The organism is Pseudomonas sp. FW300-N2F2 (genome assembly GCF_017351655.1).
Lineage (GTDB): Bacteria > Pseudomonadota > Gammaproteobacteria > Pseudomonadales > Pseudomonadaceae > Aquipseudomonas > Aquipseudomonas fluorescens_AA.
On the sequence record NZ_JACNDQ010000001.1, the window covers coordinates 1,502,013 to 1,518,085 of the forward strand.

General features: G+C 62.4%; 16 protein-coding genes. 1 reads left to right on the top strand and 15 read right to left on the bottom strand.

Features of this window, described 5'->3' with window-relative positions; translation table 11 throughout:
- Nucleotides 1-9 precede the first annotated feature (9 nt).
- The 13 genes from J4E63_RS06815 to ccoN (J4E63_RS06875) all read right to left on the bottom strand — a co-directional run bounded on the left by J4E63_RS06815 (nucleotide 10) and on the right by ccoN (J4E63_RS06875) (nucleotide 12,541).
- Nucleotides 10-2,460, bottom strand: a complete 2,451-nt coding sequence (locus J4E63_RS06815; protein ID WP_207281450.1) for a heavy metal translocating P-type ATPase — start codon at nucleotides 2,458-2,460, stop codon at nucleotides 10-12.
- Nucleotides 2,461-2,639: 179 nt separating this feature from the next.
- Nucleotides 2,640-3,179, bottom strand: a complete 540-nt coding sequence (locus J4E63_RS06820) for a FixH family protein (RefSeq protein WP_207281451.1) — start codon at nucleotides 3,177-3,179, stop codon at nucleotides 2,640-2,642.
- A gap of 11 nt (nucleotides 3,180-3,190) precedes the next feature.
- Nucleotides 3,191-4,606 (bottom strand): cytochrome c oxidase accessory protein CcoG, encoded by a 1,416-nt coding sequence (ccoG, locus tag J4E63_RS06825; protein WP_207281452.1) that lies wholly within the window; start codon nucleotides 4,604-4,606, stop codon nucleotides 3,191-3,193.
- 205 nt (nucleotides 4,607-4,811) lie between these two features.
- Entirely contained in the window at nucleotides 4,812-5,234 is a 423-nt protein-coding gene (locus J4E63_RS06830; protein ID WP_060738430.1) for a type II toxin-antitoxin system VapC family toxin, read from the bottom strand.
- Entirely contained in the window at nucleotides 5,234-5,488 is a 255-nt protein-coding gene (locus J4E63_RS06835) for a type II toxin-antitoxin system Phd/YefM family antitoxin (RefSeq protein ID WP_060738429.1), read from the bottom strand. Before J4E63_RS06835 ends, J4E63_RS06830 begins: the two co-directional genes overlap by 1 nt.
- 149 nt (nucleotides 5,489-5,637) lie before the next feature.
- On the bottom strand, nucleotides 5,638-6,621 hold the full coding sequence (ccoP, locus tag J4E63_RS06840; protein WP_060738428.1) for a cytochrome-c oxidase, cbb3-type subunit III: 984 nt from the start codon (nucleotides 6,619-6,621) through the stop codon (nucleotides 5,638-5,640).
- Entirely contained in the window at nucleotides 6,618-6,803 is a 186-nt protein-coding gene (locus J4E63_RS06845) for a CcoQ/FixQ family Cbb3-type cytochrome c oxidase assembly chaperone (RefSeq protein ID WP_003183474.1), read from the bottom strand. Before J4E63_RS06845 ends, ccoP (J4E63_RS06840) begins: the two co-directional genes overlap by 4 nt.
- Nucleotides 6,804-6,808: 5 nt before the next feature.
- Nucleotides 6,809-7,417 (bottom strand): cytochrome-c oxidase, cbb3-type subunit II, encoded by a 609-nt coding sequence (ccoO, locus tag J4E63_RS06850; protein WP_053120680.1) that lies wholly within the window; start codon nucleotides 7,415-7,417, stop codon nucleotides 6,809-6,811.
- Nucleotides 7,417-8,859, bottom strand: coding sequence for a cytochrome-c oxidase, cbb3-type subunit I (ccoN, locus tag J4E63_RS06855; RefSeq protein ID WP_053120682.1), 1,443 nt, complete (start codon nucleotides 8,857-8,859; stop codon nucleotides 7,417-7,419). Before ccoN (J4E63_RS06855) ends, ccoO (J4E63_RS06850) begins: the two co-directional genes overlap by 1 nt.
- A gap of 482 nt (nucleotides 8,860-9,341) precedes the next feature.
- Nucleotides 9,342-10,295: a cytochrome-c oxidase, cbb3-type subunit III gene (gene ccoP / locus J4E63_RS06860; protein WP_103308821.1), complete on the bottom strand. Its 954-nt coding sequence runs from the start codon at nucleotides 10,293-10,295 to the stop codon at nucleotides 9,342-9,344.
- Nucleotides 10,292-10,492: a cbb3-type cytochrome c oxidase subunit 3 gene (locus J4E63_RS06865; RefSeq protein WP_060743060.1), complete on the bottom strand. Its 201-nt coding sequence runs from the start codon at nucleotides 10,490-10,492 to the stop codon at nucleotides 10,292-10,294. The genes ccoP (J4E63_RS06860) and J4E63_RS06865 overlap by 4 nt, the downstream gene beginning before the upstream one ends.
- 5 nt (nucleotides 10,493-10,497) lie before the next feature.
- Complete coding sequence (ccoO, locus tag J4E63_RS06870; protein ID WP_053120686.1) at nucleotides 10,498-11,106, bottom strand: cytochrome-c oxidase, cbb3-type subunit II; 609 nt, start codon at nucleotides 11,104-11,106, stop codon at nucleotides 10,498-10,500.
- A gap of 10 nt (nucleotides 11,107-11,116) precedes the next feature.
- A complete protein-coding gene (gene ccoN / locus J4E63_RS06875; protein ID WP_060738426.1) occupies nucleotides 11,117-12,541 on the bottom strand; it encodes a cytochrome-c oxidase, cbb3-type subunit I in 1,425 nt (474 codons plus the stop codon).
- Between the two features lie 96 nt (nucleotides 12,542-12,637).
- On the opposite strand from ccoN (J4E63_RS06875), the gene J4E63_RS06880 reads away from it, so the two are divergent.
- Nucleotides 12,638-13,324: an alpha/beta family hydrolase gene (locus tag J4E63_RS06880; RefSeq protein ID WP_207281453.1), complete on the top strand. Its 687-nt coding sequence runs from the start codon at nucleotides 12,638-12,640 to the stop codon at nucleotides 13,322-13,324.
- A 168-nt stretch (nucleotides 13,325-13,492) separates the two neighbouring features.
- Here J4E63_RS06880 and J4E63_RS06885 read toward each other — a convergent pair whose 3' ends face one another.
- Entirely contained in the window at nucleotides 13,493-15,058 is a 1,566-nt protein-coding gene (locus tag J4E63_RS06885) for a PAS domain-containing methyl-accepting chemotaxis protein (RefSeq protein WP_207281454.1), read from the bottom strand.
- Between the two features lie 77 nt (nucleotides 15,059-15,135).
- Entirely contained in the window at nucleotides 15,136-15,924 is a 789-nt protein-coding gene (locus J4E63_RS06890) for a CPBP family intramembrane glutamic endopeptidase (RefSeq protein WP_207281455.1), read from the bottom strand.
- Between the last annotated feature and the right edge of the window lie 149 nt (nucleotides 15,925-16,073).

Here is a 16,073-nt window from a genome sequence, read left to right on the forward strand (position 1 = left end):
CCGCGCGGCTCAGGCCGGCAGCGGGCGGGTATCGGGCGTGGCGGTGAAAACCTGCGCCTTGGGCTGACGCGTCAGCCTCAGGGCATTCAACACCACGGTCAACGAACTGATGGACATGCCGACCGCGGCCCACACCGGTGTAATCCAGCCGAGGGCGGCGAACGGCAACATGAGGCCATTGTACAGCCCTGCCCACACCAGGTTCTCGACGATCACCCGGCGAGTGCGTCGAGCCAGGTCGAAGGCGTGGATCAGGGCGTCGAGGCGGTTGGACAGCAGCACGGCGTCGGCGCTGGTCTTGGCCAGGTCGGTGGCCGAGCCCATGGCGACACTGATGTCCGCCGCCGCCAGCACGGGCACGTCGTTCACGCCATCGCCGAGCATCAGCACCTTGCGGCCCTGTTGGTGCAATTGCTGCAACACCGCCAGTTTGTCGTCCGGGCGCAGGCCGCCCCGGGCCTCGTCGATGCCCAGTTCGGCGGCGACGCTGGCAACCATCGGCGAACTGTCGCCCGACAGCAGCAGCGTACGCCAGCCCCGCGCCTTGCAGGCTGCCAGCAGGGCCGGGGCGTCGGCGCGCAAGCGGTCATCGAGGACGAACCAGGCCAGCGGCCCGAGCTCATCGCCCAGCAACAGCCATTGCCCGGCTTCGTCCGGCATCTGCGGTATGGCCGCGCCACTCAGTTCGCAGACAAAACCGGGCTGGCCGATGCGTAGGCGTTGTTCGGCCACGAGGCCTTCCAGTCCCAGCCCCGGGGTGCTTTGCACCTGCTCGGCGGCCATTGGCGCGCGGCCAAAAGCACGGGCGATGGGGTGTTCCGAGCGGTTTTCCAGGGCTGCGGCCAAGCCCAGGCAGTGATCGCTGTCGAGGGCCGCCAGTGGTCGAATGGCGCGCAACGCCAGGCGGCCTTCGGTGAGGGTGCCGGTCTTGTCGAAAATGACCGTGTCGATCTGGTTCAGGCCCTCCAGTACATGGCCGCGCGTCAGCAGCAGGCCAAGTTTGTGCAAGGTGCCGGTGGCTGCGGTGAGGGCGGTCGGCGTGGCGAGGGACAATGCACAGGGGCAAGTGGCGACCAGCATCGCCAGGACGATCCAGAAGGCCCGCGAGGCATCCAGTTGCCACCACAACAGGCCGATGGCCGCCGCCGCGACCAGGGAGAACAGCAGGAACCATTGGGCGGCGCGATCGGCGATCTCCGCCAATCGTGGTTTCTCGGCCTGGGCCCGTTCCAGCAGGCGAACGATGGCCGACAACCGGGTATCTTGCCCGAGGGCCAGTACCTCGACGGTCAAGGCGCCTTCGACATTCAGCGTACCTGCGGTGACCGCGTCGCCCTCCTGCCGAGGTTGTGGCAGGTATTCACCGGTCAGCAGGGATTCGTCGATGCTGGACTGCCCCTCGAGGATTCTGCCGTCAGCCGGCAGGACCGCCCCGGGATGCACCAACACTCGGTCGCCGGTGCGCAACTCGCTGAGCAGGATGCGTTCGCTCTGGCCATCGTCCGCCAGGCGCAGGCACGAGGCCGGTAACAGATTGACCAGTTGGGCGGTGGCGGCGGCCGTGCGCTCCCGGGCTCGGCGCTCCAGGTAACGGCCGGCCAGCAGGAAAAGGGCGAACATGCCCACGGCATCGAAGTACAACTCGCCAACGCCAGTGATCGACGTCCAGATCCCGGCAATGTAGGCGCTGCCAATGGCCAGGGACACGGAAACGTCCATGGTCAGGTGGCGGGTGCGCAGGTCGCGCATGGCGCCTTTGAAGAATGGCGCGCAGCTGTAGAACACGATGGGCGTGGTGAGAAACAAGGCGACCCAGCGCAGGATGGTGTGCATCTCCGGGCTCAGGTCGATGTTGAATTCCGGCCAAGTGGCCATCGTCGCCATCATCGCCTGGAACCACAACAGGCCGGCCACGCCCAACTGGCGCAGGGCCAGGCGGTTTTGTGCGGCGAGTTGCTCGCACGCCTGGTCGGCTTGGTACGGGTGGGCGACGTAGCCGATCTGGCGCAACTCGGCGAGCAGCGTGCTCAGCGGCAACTGGGCGTCGGCCCAGCGCACATGCAGGCGATGACTGGACAGGTTCAATCGCGCCTCGGCCACGGCTGGCAGGCTGCGCAGCTGTTTTTCGATCAACCAGCCGCAGGCGGCGCAACTGATGCCTTCCATCAACAGGGTGGTTTCGGCCAATTCGCCCTCATGGCGCACGAACGACTGCTGCACGTCAGGGCGATCGTACAGCGCCAGTTCATCGGTCAACTGGACGGGCAGGGTCTCGGGATTGGCCGACGCTTCACTGCGATGCAGGTAATAGCTTTCCAGGCCACCGGCGACAATGGCCTCGGCCACCGCCTGGCAGCCCGGGCAGCACAGCTCGCGGGTTTCACCGAGGACAACGGCGGTGAAGCGACTGCCAGGAGGGACGGGCAGGGCGCAGTGGTAGCATGGCTGTGGAGTGGTCATGGTTGTCGCATGAAGGCCTTTTTGGCTGGGGCGTTTGCTGGTTTATGGGCGCTGTTGTGGCGGGGGAGCTTGCTCCCGCTCGGCTGCGTAGCAGTCGTAATCGGGTGAGCCGGTCACACGAAGAACGGGGCCGCTTCGCGACCCAGCGGGAGCAAGCTCCCTCGCCACAGAGAAGCGATTTACTTCTTCAGGTCTTCAGCGCCTTGCAGCGGTTCATCGCCGAGCAGGATGTCCTGGTCGTGGTTGATCTGTTCTTCTTCGAACAGGCGCCAGGTCTTGTCGTTCTCCACCCCCAGCAATTCGACAAAGCGCCGGCCTTCGACCTTGTCCGTCAACTGGCCGACGTAGCGCCCCGGTTCGCTATCGTTGCGGGTCAGGACGATCTTGCGGTCCTTCTCCGGCTGGGTCGGTGAGATCAGGCTCAGTTCCAGGGTCTGGGGGCGGCTGTCGCCGTTCAGGCGCAGGTTCACTTCGCCGGTCACGTCATCCAGTTGCACGTTGGCATGCAGTTGCAGGGTCTGGGCCAGCAGTTCGCGCTCCAGCGAACGGTTGATGCCCTTGCCGGCTTCGTAATAGTTGTCGTTGACCAGGTTGTCCGGGTTCTTCACCGCAATGGTCACCATCGTCAGGCTCAGTGTCACCGAACAGCTCAGGATCGCGATGATGATCCACGGCCAGAGGTGCTTGTACCAAGGGCTGGTGGCGGTTGCTGCAGGCATGTTCAGTTCTCTCAACGAGTTTGTGGGCCGATGAACCGGCTCTTGGCTTCGACATGTACGCTTTCGTCATCGGCGTCCTTGAGGATGAAGGTCACCTCGTTGGTGCTCGATGGCAATTGCTCCGGTGCGCTGGACAGCTCAACCGGCTGGCTGTAGATCTCGCCGGCCGCGACCTTGATTTCCCGACGGCCTTGCAGCTTGAGGTCGGGCAGGCCGGCGGCGTCCAGGACGTACGTATGGTCGCGTTGGTCTTTGTTCATGATCTTCAGGCTGTAGACGTTCTCGATCCGGCCTTCGGCGTTTTCGCGGTACAACACGCGGTCCTTGCTGACGTCGAACCCCACCAGCGAACGCATGAAGAATGCCGCCGCCAGCAAGCTGATCATGGTCAGCAGCACCAAGGCGTAACCGATCAGGCGTGGGCGCAGTTTATGGGTTTTCTGCCCCGACAGGTTGTGTTCGGTGGTGTAGCTGATCAGGCCGCGCGGGTAGTCCATCTTATCCATGATGCTGTCGCAGGCGTCGATGCAGGCTGCGCAGCCAATGCACTCGACCTGCAAGCCGTCGCGAATGTCGATGCCGGTCGGGCAGACCTGGACGCACATGGTGCAGTCGATGCAGTCCCCAAGGCCCAGGGCCTTGTAGTCCACACCTTTCTTGCGCGGGCCACGGCTTTCGCCACGACGCGGGTCGTAGGACACGATCAAGGTGTCCTTGTCGAACATCACGCTTTGGAAGCGCGCGTAAGGGCACATGTAGATGCACACCTGCTCACGCAGCCAGCCGGCATTGCCGTAGGTGGCGAGGGTGAAGAAGCCGATCCAGAAATACGACCAGCCATCGGCCTGGCCGGTAAAGAACTCGAACACCAGTTCACGGATCGGCGTGAAGTAACCGACGAAGGTCACGCCGGTGGCGAAGCCGATCAGCAGCCACAGGCTGTGCTTGGCGAACTTGCGCAGGAATTTGTTGGCGCCCATGGGGGCCTTGTCGAGCTTGATGCGCTGGTTGCGATCGCCTTCGGTGACTTTTTCGCACCACATGAAGATCCAGGTCCACACGCTTTGTGGGCAGGTGTAGCCGCACCACACCCGTCCGGCATAGACCGTGATGAAGAACAGGCCAAATGCCGCAATGATCAGCATCCCCGACAGCAGGATGAAATCCTGGGGCCAGAACGTCGCACCGAAAATGAAGAACTTGCGTTCCGGCAGGTTCCACCAGACGGCCTGGTGACCGCCCCAGTTCAACCAGACCGTACCGAAATACAGCAGGAACAAGAACGCTCCGCCCAGCATCCGCAGATTACGGAACAGGCCGGTGAAGGCGCGGGTGTAGATTTTTTCCCGAGAGGCGTACAGGTCGACGCTTTTGTTCGCGTCCTTGGCAGGCGGGGTAACGTCATGTACCGGAATCTGGTTGCTCATCAATTGCATCCCACGGCAGTGGAAAAGTGCCGGGGCCAGTACGTGCCGACCACGGTCAGAAAGGGTATTGCAGTGGCGCAATGATACGCCTGTCGCTCTGGCTCAAGGGTGCGACCTTTGGTCGCGTTGGGTGCTTGCACAGAATGGTGTAGCGGATGTAACAAGTCATGACCCAGATCAATTGACTATTGTAGGAGCTGCCGTCTCAAGCGGGTGGACTGGATGACCATGGGTTGAGCACCGCCACGCCGCTGCTCTGGAAATCATTCACGTTGCGGGTGACTACGGTCAGTCCGTGGACCAGCGCAGTGGCGGCAATCAGTGCATCGCATTCATTGCTGCGATCCGGAACGTGCAGGCGAGCGCAGCGCAGCGCGACGGCGCGGTCGACCGCCAGGATTCTTCCGGCGAATGCGGGCATGACATGGTTGTCCAGCCATGCGCGCAGGTGGCTGCCTTGCACCGGGTCCTTGCGTTCGAAGCGCAACACGCCGGTTTCCAATTCCAATACGGTAATCGCCGAAAGGTAAAGGCTGGGGGCGGGCACGCCACGGGCCCAGGCCTGTACATTCTTATCGGCTTGAGGCTTGCGCAGTTCCGAGATGACGTTAGTGTCGAGCAGGTACATCAGGACAGGTCCACCGGTCGAGGAGAGATGACGGCACGTTCGGTATCGAAATCAATATCCGGCGTGTCGGGCATGACCAGCAACTCGACAATGCTGGTGCCGATGCCGGTCAGTTTCTGGTACTCCTCAATGCTTAGCAGCACATGGGCCGGCTTGCCACGGTCGGTGATGATGACCGGCCCCTGGCGGGTGGCTTTTTTGGCACCACTTGTGTCGTGGTTGAATTCGCGGCTGGAAATAGTGGTGATGGACATGGCGGCGTCCTCGATAAAACTGAATGTAGGCACGTTACTACCGCTACTGATTGCGGGCAAGATAAAACAATTTCGTCCTGTCGCACCGGCAAACAAAAAGGCCCCGTCAACGTTGGTTGACGGGGCCTTTGGTGCATCAGGCGTTGGCTCTACTGGGCGTCAGCCGCTGGAGCTTTCTCGCCGTGAGACAGGCTGTAGACATAGGCGGCCAGCAGGTGGACCTTGTCGTTGCCTTGCAGGTCGGCCTGGGCCGGCATCTGGCCCTGACGACCGTAGCGGATGGTCTGCTGCAGTTGGGCGAAGCTCGAACCGTAGATGAAACCGGCCGGATGCGTCAGGTCAGGTGCGCCCATGGCGGGCGTGCCCTTGCCGGCAGGACCGTGGCAGGCCACGCAGTTGGCCGCGAACAGTTTCTGGCCGTTGGCCGGGTCGGCCTTGGCGCCTTCTGGCAGCTTGCGACCGTGCAGGCTGGTCACCAGGTAGGAAGCCACGTCGGCGACGCCTTGTTCACCCACCACGGCAGCCCAGCCCGGCATCACGGCGTGACGGCCGCCCATGATGGTGGTCTTGATGGTTTCCGGCTCACCGCCCCAGCGCCAGTCGGCGTCGGTCAGGTTGGGGAAGCCATAGGCACCCTTGGCGTCGGAACCGTGGCAGACCGAGCAGTTGGAGGCGAACAGGCGGCCACCCATCTTCAGGGCTTGCGGGTCCTTGGCGACTTCTTCGATCGGCATGGAGGCGAACTTGGCGAAGATCGGACCGAACTTGGCGTCCGAGCGAGCCATTTCCTTTTCCCACTCGTGAACGCCTGTCCAGCCGGTCTGGCCGTTGGCGAAGGCGGTCTGCTTTTCGTTGTCCAGGTAGTTATAGCCTGGCAGCAGGCCTTTCCAGTTGCCCAGGCCAGGGTAGAGCACCAGGTAACCGAGGGCGAACACGATGGTGCCCACGAACAACATGAACCACCATTTCGGCAGCGGGTTGTCGTACTCCTCGATCCCGTCGAAGGAGTGGCCAACCGTCTCTTCGGTGGCTTCGCTGCGCTGGCCCTTGCGGGTCGACAGCAGCAGCCAGGTCAGGGCGAAGATCGTACCCAGACTGAGGACTGTGACGTACAGACTCCAGAACGTAGTCATTCTTTGTTACTCCTAGAAGCTTGCTCGACGTGCTTGATGGCCTCGGGATCATCCGCGAACGGCAGCAAGGTCGCGTCGTCAAACTCCGACTTGCGCTTGGGGCTGAACACCCACAAGGCCAGGCCGATAAAGGCCACCATCACGACGACGGTGCCCAGGCCACGAATCATCCCGATATCCATCCAGATCACCGTTTGCTTTTGATGATGGTGCCCAGGCCTTGCAGATAGGCCACCAGCGCGTCCATTTCAGTCTTGCCCTTGACGGCATCCTTGGCACCGGCGATGTCTTCGTCGGTGTAAGGCACGCCCAAGGCGCGCAGGACTTCCATTTTCTTGGCGGTGTCTTTGCCGTCGAGCTTGTTTTCTACGAGGAACGGGTAGGCCGGCATTTTCGACTCAGGCACAACGTTGCGCGGGTTGTACAAGTGCGCACGCTGCCAGTCGTCGGAGTAGCGGCCGCCAACGCGGGCCAGGTCCGGGCCGGTCCGCTTGGAGCCCCACAGGAACGGGTGGTCCCAGACGCTTTCACCGGCAACCGAATAGTGGCCGTAGCGTTCGGTCTCGGCACGGAACGGACGGATCATCTGCGAGTGGCAGCCGACACAGCCGTTGGCGATGTAGATGTCGCGGCCTTCCAGTTCAAGGGCGGTACGCGGCTTCATGCCTTCGACCGGCTTGTTGGTGACATCCTGGAAGAACAGCGGAACGATCTGGGTCAGGCCGCCGATGCTCACGGCGATGACCATGAAGAAGGCCAGCAGGCCGATATTCTTCTCTACTGCTTCGTGCTTCATCAGTGAGCTCCAACTACGGCGATCTTGGCGGCGGCTTCAGCTTCAGCCGGGTCAGAGGCACGAACGGTGCGGTACACGTTGTAGGCCATGAACAGCATGCCGCTGGCGAAGAACGCGCCGCCCAGGGCACGTACGATGAAGCCAGGATGGCTGGCTTGCAGCGCTTCGACGAACGAGTAGGTCAGGGTGCCGTCGTCGTTGATCGCACGCCACATCAGGCCTTGGGTGATGCCGTTGACCCACATCGAGGCGATGTAGAGCACGGTGCCGATGGTCGCGAGCCAGAAGTGCGCGTTGATCAGGCCGGTGCTGTGCATCTGCGCACGACCGAACAGTTTCGGGATCATGTGGTAGATGGCGCCGATGGAAATCATCGCCACCCAGCCGAGCGCACCGGCGTGTACGTGGCCGATGGTCCAGTCGGTGTAGTGGCTCAGGGAGTTGACGGTCTTGATGGCCATCATCGGGCCTTCGAAGGTCGACATGCCGTAGAACGCCAGCGACACGACCAGAAAGCGCAGGATCGGGTCGGTGCGCAGCTTATGCCAGGCACCCGAGAGGGTCATCATGCCGTTGATCATGCCGCCCCAGCTTGGCGCCAGCAGGATGATCGACATCGCCATGCCCAGGGACTGCGCCCAATCCGGCAGTGCGGTGTAGTGCAGGTGGTGCGGACCGGCCCAGATGTACAGGGTGATCAGCGCCCAGAAGTGGACGATGGACAGGCGATAGGAATAGATCGGACGCTCGGCCTGTTTCGGCACGAAGTAGTACATCATCCCCAAAAAGCCGGTGGTCAGGAAGAAACCCACGGCGTTGTGGCCGTACCACCACTGGATCATCGCGTCGGTCGCGCCCGAGTAGGCCGAGTACGACTTGAAGAAGCTGACCGGCAGGGAGGCGTGGTTGACGATGTGCAGCATGGCGGTCACGACGATGAAGGCACCGTAGAACCAGTTACCGACGTAGATGTGCTTGGTCTTGCGCTTGACGATGGTGCCAAAGAACACCAAACCGTAGGTCACCCAGACGATGGCCAGCAGGATAGCCAGGGGCCATTCCAGCTCCGCGTATTCCTTGGTGGTGGTGAAACCCATTGGCAAGGTCACGATCGCACCGACGATGACCGCTTGCCAGCCCCAGAAGGTGAAGGCGGCGAGGCTGTCGGAGATCAGTCGCGTTTGGCAGGTTCGCTGCACGACGTAGTAAGAAGTGGCAAACAACGCACAACCACCGAAGGCGAAGATCACCAGGTTGGTGTGCAGCGGGCGCAGGCGTCCAAATGTCGTCCATGGCAGATCGAAGTTCAACTCCGGCCAGACCAGTTGCGAGGCGATGAAGACACCGAGCCCCATGCCAAGGATCCCCCAGACCACCGTCATGATGGCGAACTGGCGGACTACCTTATAGTTATAAGCAGTCGGACTGATTGCTGTGCTCATTCTAAGGTTCCACGGTTTGGGTGTTTTATTAGGATAAAAATCGGTCGCAAGTATGGAGAAAGCGGGGGGTCATTGCAACGCGCCATGACCTGGGTCAATGCTTTCCAAAGCTGATTCTGCGGCCTTTCCATGTGCTGAGTAGGGACAAAATTGGCCCTCGGCAAAATGTCGCAACGAAGGAAAGAGGCGAGGGGGTCAGGTCGGTTGTAACGGGGTGTGTTCGAACACGGCGTTCGGGTGATGCCAGGCAACTGTCGCAACAGCCGGTATTCACCTGCCTTTGCGGCCTTTTTATCGAACGATTGTCGAACGCATCGGGTCGGGTCGACCTGAAACCGGCAGTCGCCAGCGCACGCAGAGGCAAGCTTAGACCTGATTCCGGGGAACCGAAAGGAAGACGATGGGAGGGGTGCGACAATGCGTCGCGCAGGGGCACGAAGCAGCCGCATCCAGATGAATGCGGCTGTTTGTGTGGTCAGGATTTATTCGCTTTTGTGTTCCGCTTGCAGGCGCTCGGTGCGGGCACCCTGGGACAGGCTGTAGACGTAAGCGGCGAGCAGTTGCACTTTGTCATTGCCCAGCAACTCATTCTGCGCCGGCATGTGGCCCTGGCGACCATGGCGAATGGTCTGCTGCAACTGGGCCAGGCTGGTGCCGTAGATGAAACCGGCCGGTTGCGTCAGGTTCGGCGCGCCCATGGCTTCGGTCCCTTGGCCGTTGGCGCCGTGGCAGGCGACGCAGGTGGTGTTGAAGGCCTGCTGGCCGGCTTGCAGATCGGCACCGCTGTCTGCCGGCAACGGTAGGCCGGCCAGGTCGTGGCGTACATACGCGGCCACGTTCTTGACCCCCGCGTCCCCCAGCACTTCGCCCCAGGCCGGCATCGCCGCCATGCGGCCGCCCATGATGGTCGCCTTGATGGTGTCGGCAGCACCGCCCCAGCGCCAGTTGCTGTCGGCCAGGTTCGGGAAGCCAAAGGCACCCTTGGCGTCCGAGCCATGGCAGACCGAGCAGTTGGAGGCGAACAGGCGACCGCCCATTTTCAGTGCCTGCGGGTCCTTGGCAACTTCTTCCACTGGCATGGCGGCGAATTTGGCGAAGATCGGTCCGAATTTGGCATCGGCCTTGGCCATTTCCTTTTCCCATTCATGGGCCCCGGTCCAGCCGTTCTCGTAGCCGGGCAGGATGCCTTTCCAGTTGCCCAGGCCCGGATACAGGACCAGGTAACCGACGGAAAACACCAGGGTGCCGGCGAACAACAGGAACCACCACTGTGGCAGCGGGTTGTCGTACTCCTCGATGCCGTCGAAGCTGTGGCCCATGGTCTGGTCGACGCTGCCCTTGGTCTCGCCCTTGCGGGTGCCGATCAGCAGCCAGGTCAGGCCGATCAGGCTGCCGATGGTCAGTACGCAGATCCACGTACTCCAGAAGGTGGTCATGGCCGGGTACTCCTTGTCGCAGGGTCTTGGGGGGTGATGTCGGCGGGCGGTTCGTCGGCGAACGGCAGCAGGCGCGCCTGGGCGAATTCCGGGCCGCGCTTGCTGCTGAATACCCACAGGGTCAGGCCGATGAAGGCGATGAACACCACGACGGTGCCCAGGCCACGGATCATTCCAGTGCTCATTTCAAAGAACATCAGGCTCACCTCTTGCTCTTGATGGCAGTGCCGAGCACTTGCAGGTAGGCCACCAGCGCGTCCATTTCGGTCTTGCCCTTGAGCGAGGCCACGCTGCCGGCGATGTCGTCGTCGGTGTACGGCACGCCGAGGGTGCGCATGGCGCGCAGCTTGCCTTCGGTGTGGCTGCTGTCCACCGCCTGGGCTACCAGCCATGGGTAGGCCGGCATTTTCGACTCGGGCACGACGTTGCGCGGGTTGTACAAGTGGGCGCGGTGCCAGTCATCGGAGTAGCGCGCACCGACCCGTGCCAGGTCCGGCCCGGTACGCTTGGAGCCCCACAGGAATGGGTGATCCCAGACGCTTTCGCCGGCGACGGAGTAGTGGCCGTAGCGCTCGGTCTCGGCGCGGAACGGACGGATCATCTGCGAGTGGCAGCCGACGCAGCCTTCACGGATGTAGATGTCGCGGCCTTCCAGTTGCAGGGCGGTGTAGGGCTTCATGCCGTCCACCGGCTTGTTGGTCACGTCCTGGAAGAACAGCGGCACGATCTGGGTCAGGCCGCCAATGCTCACGGCCAGGACCATCAGCAGCATCAGCAGGCCGACGTTTTTTTCGATTGTTTCGTGTTTCATGGTGGACTCCTCAGGCCATCTGCGCGGCAGCGGCGGCTTCGGCAGGCTGGTAGGCCCGCACGGTGCGCCAGGTGTTGTAGGCCATCAGCAGCATGCCGAGAAGGAAGATCGACCCGCCCGCCAGCCGCACGACGAAGCCTGGGTGGCTGGCCACCAGGGTTTCGACGAAGGAGTAGGTGAGGGTGCCGTCCTCGTTCACCGCGCGCCACATCAGGCCCTGGGCGATGCCGTTGACCCACATCGAGGCGATGTACAGCACCGTGCCGATGGTCGCGAGCCAGAAGTGCGCGTTGATCAGGCCGATGCTGTGCATTTGTGGCCGGCCGAAGACTTTCGGGATCATGTGGTACAGCGCACCGATGGAAATCATCGCCACCCAGCCGAGCGCACCGGCATGCACGTGGCCGATGGTCCAGTCGGTGTAGTGGGAGAGGGCGTTGACGGTCTTGATCGCCATCATCGGACCTTCGAAGGTCGACATGCCATAGAACGCCAGGGACACCACCAAAAAGCGCAGGATCGGGTCGCTGCGCAACTTATGCCAGGCCCCCGACAGGGTCATCATGCCGTTGATCATGCCGCCCCAGCTGGGTGCCAGCAGGATCAGCGACATCACCATGCCCAGGGACTGTGCCCAGTCCGGCAGTGCGGTGTAGTGCAGGTGGTGCGGGCCGGCCCAGATGTACAGGGTGATCAACGCCCAGAAGTGGACGATGGACAGGCGATAGGAATACACCGGGCGCTCGGCCTGCTTGGGCACGAAGTAGTACATCATCCCCAGGAAGCCAGCAGTGAGGAAAAAGCCTACGGCGTTGTGGCCGTACCACCACTGCACCATCGCATCCGTGGCCCCGGCATACACCGAGTAGGATTTGGTGAGGCTCACCGGCAGTTCCAGGTTGTTGACGATGTGCAGGATCGCCACGGTCAGGATGAACCCGCCGAAGAACCAGTTGCCGACGTAGATGTGCTTGGTGTTGCGCTTGGCCACGGTGCCGAAGAACACGATGGCGTAGGCCACCCAGACGATGGTGATCAGGATGTCGATCGGCCATTCCAGCTCGGCATATTCCTTGGAACTGGTGTAGCCCAGGGGCAGGCTGATGGCCGCCAGCAGGATCACCAATTGCCATCCCCAGAAGCAGAACGCGGCGATTTTAGGCGCGAACAGCTGTGTCTGGCAGGTGCGTTGCACCGAATAAAACGAGCTGGCGAACAGGGCACAGCCCCCAAAAGCGAAGATCACCGCGTTGGTGTGCAGCGGGCGCAGGCGGCCGAAGCTGGTCCAGGGCAAATCGAAGTTGAGCTGCGGCCAGACCAATTGGGCGGCGAGAAAAACCCCGAGCCCCATGCCGACGATGCCCCACACCACCGTCATAATGGCGAATTGGCGGACCACCTTGTAGTTGTAGGCGGTACTGATAGAAGTGTTCATGGTTCCCCATCCACGGTTCAGCCGAAGTGAGCGCCTGCGCAAGGCAGTGCGGCGTTCTTCGCCTGGAGTTATAGGCAGACTAAAAGCGAGGCAAGCATGGACAAACAGCACAAGGCCAGTATTGACGGGGATCAATGGGCGCGGTGCGTGGAGCAACACGGTTGGCGGTGGACGGCCGCGCAACCGGGCGCGGGCGCGGAGCCGCCAACCCTGATCCTGGCCCACGGTGCCGGTGCACCGATGGACAGCGGCTTCATGGAGGAAATGGCCGCGCGCCTTGCCGTACGGGGCGTCAACGTGTTGCGCTTCGAGTTTCCCTACATGGCCCAGCGGCGCCAGGATGGGGGCAAGCGTCCCCCCAACCCGGCACCCAAGCTGCTGGAATGCTGGCGTGAGGTGTACGCCACGGTGCGGCCTTATGTCGCTGGGCGGTTGGTCGTTGGCGGCAAGTCCATGGGCGGGCGCATGGCGAGTCTGCTGGTCGATGAGCTGGGCGCCGATGCGCTGGTGTGCCTGGGCTATCCCTTCTATGCGGTGGGCAAGCCGGAGAAACCGCGGGTCGAGCACTTGGCAGGGTTAAAGACCCGGACCTTGATCGTCCAGGGCGAGCGCGATGCCTTGGGTAACCGGGAGGCGGTGCAGGGGTATGAATTGTCACCGAGCATTGAGGTGATGTGGCTGGTGGCGGGGGATCATGACCTCAAGCCGCTGAAGGCGTCGGGGTTCAGTCATGAGCAGCATCTGGAGGCGGCGGCGGGCAAGGTGGCGGCGTTTCTTCAATAAGCGCTTTGTTGATTGTCAGGGCCTCATCGCGAGCAAGCTCGCTCCCACACTGGATTTGTGGTGTTCACAACCCCCTTGTGGGAGCGAGCTTGCTCGCGATGGCGGCTGCTCAGGCAACAAAAAACCCGGAAGCGTTCGCTGTCCGGGTTTTTGGATTGCCCACTGAAATCAGCGGTTGAACCGCTCCACCAACGAGTACTGCGAATTCGCCGTGCGGGTCAGTTCTTCGCTCAGCAGCGCCGAGCTGTGGGCCTGGCCGGAGGTCTGGTCGGCCAGTTCCGAGATGTTGCTGATGTTGCGGCTGATCTCCTCGGCCACCGAGCTTTGCTCCTCGGTGGCGGCGGCGATCTGGGTGGTCATGTCGGTGATGTGGGCCACCGCTTCGCTGATGCCCACCAATGCCTGGTCCGCTTCCATGACCCGCGCCACGCCTTCTTCGGCCTGGCGGTGGCCGGCCTCCATGGTTTGCACGGCATTGTTGGCGGTTTGCTGGAGCTTGGCGATCAGGGCATGGATCTGCCCGGTGGATTCGCTGGTGCGTTGTGCCAGTTGTCGTACTTCGTCGGCCACCACGGCAAAGCCGCGCCCCATCTCACCGGCACGGGCCGCTTCGATGGCGGCGTTGAGGGCCAGCAGGTTGGTCTGGTCGGCGATGCCTTTGATCACGTCGACCACGCCACCGATCTCGTCGCTGTCCTTGGCCAACTGAGTCACGGTGTTGCCGGTCTCGCCGACCACCACCGACAGCCGCTCGATGGCTTCGCGGGTTTCCCCGGCGATGTCGCGGCCGCGGCTGGTCAGGCGATTGGCTTCCTGGGTGGCATCGGCGGTGCGCTGCACGTGACTGGCGACTTCCTGGGTCGTTGCCGCCATCTGGTTGACGGCCGTGGCGACCTGTTCGGTTTCCACCCGCTGGCGCTCAAGGCCGCTGGAGCTGTCATGGGCCAACGTGTTGGACTGGCGAGCCTGGTCGTTAAGGTGCTCGGCGGTGTCCTGCAGGCGCGTCAGGCAGGTTTTCAGGCGCGCTTGCTGGCTGAGGATCGACATTTCCAGGCGTGCCTGGACGCCGCGGCTGTCGGTGTACATCCGGGCGATCAGTGGGTCGGAGGTGGTTTGCTCGGCCAGGCGCAGCAGGCGCTTGATCCCGCGTTGTTGCCATTGCAGGCCCATCAGCCCCAATGGCACCGACAGCAGGGCGGCCAGGGCAAAGCCCCAGTGGGAGTTCAGGAAGGCGCCGACGACGAAACTGAGTTGGCTGACCAGGATAAACGGCAGCCAGTCCTGCAGCATCGGCAACCATTTGTCGCTGGCCGGAACCGCGGATTTGCCTTGGTTGATGCGCTGATACAGGGCTTCGGCGCGGGCGACCTGCTCGGCGGAGGGTTTGACCCGCACCGATTCATAGCCGACCACCTGATTGCCCTCGAACACGGGCGTGACATAGGCGTTGACCCAGTAATGATCACCGCTCTTGCAGCGATTCTTGACGATGCCCATCCATGGCAAGCCTTGTTTCAGCGTGTCCCACATGTGCGCGAACACAGCGGATGGGACATCGGGATGGCGCACGAGATTGTGCGGCGAACGGATCAATTCTTCCTTCGAAAACCCACTGATTTCAACGAACGCGTCGTTGCAGTAGGTGATCACACCCTTGGCGTCGGTGGTCGAAATCAATCGTTGCTGGGCCGGGAAGGTCCTTTCGCGTTGTGTGACGGGTTGGTTGTTACGCATGGTGTGTAGATCCGCAAGGCTTTGAAAGGTTGTCGGCGCCGTCAGGTTTTAGTTGAAGTTATTTTTGCCTGTCGCTATCACGCCAGCATCGGATAGGTAAATAGGGCGAAGTGAAGCAGGTTGAGCAGGAAGTGCGTGGCAATCGCCGCGCCCAGGCCGCCAAAACGATACGCCAGGCCGTAACCTAGCCCCGCCAGGCCCGACAGCAGCACCCATTGCCAACCCGCGCCCGCATGCACAAGGCCGAACAGCAACGAAGCCAGGAGCAACGCCAGGTTGTCGCCTTGGGCCATATGTTTGAAGCGCCGACTCAGGCCCCCCTGAATGTAGCCACGAAACAGCGCTTCCTCCACGAGCGTGACCAATAAAAGATTATTAAGTACCCACATCCAGGCATGGTCCGGCCATTTCGGCGCCCAGTGGATCATCCCCAGCAGCATCGCGCCGCCAAGGGCCAGTACCGCGCTCAGCGCCAGGCCCAGCGCCGTGGCCTGGGCCGACAGGCGCAATGAGCGCCGGCCGACGATCCAGGGGCAGGCCAGCAACAGCCAGAAGCCGATCAGCGGCTTGTCCTGGTTCAGGTACATGGCGAAGCGTGCCGCATCATCGGTGAAGCGTTGCGCCGGGATGGCCCGGCCGTTGAAGAAGCCTGGCATCCAGTGCATCGCCAGGGCCAAGGCCATCACCAGAAACAGGACGTGCCCGAGAAACCGGCCCACCGGCATTTCCTGCTGGCGCACCGCGTAACCGGCGAACAGCAGCAGCGCCACCGAGATGAGCGCGGTCCAGGCCAGATGGCCATAGACCAGCGCCAGACCATAGCCTGTGGAAAGAAGGGCCAGGTGAAGCCAGGGTAAAGCGGGCATACAACATCCTTTTAGCGGGAAAGCTCTGGGCGAGGGCGGCCGTCGGGGCTTCGACGCCACCGTGTCGCGCAAAGAGCACATTTGTGTCCATGCAGATTCATGCGCAGGAGGGGCAGGCAGTTGACTGACGCGGTTGCGTGAGTGCCGGC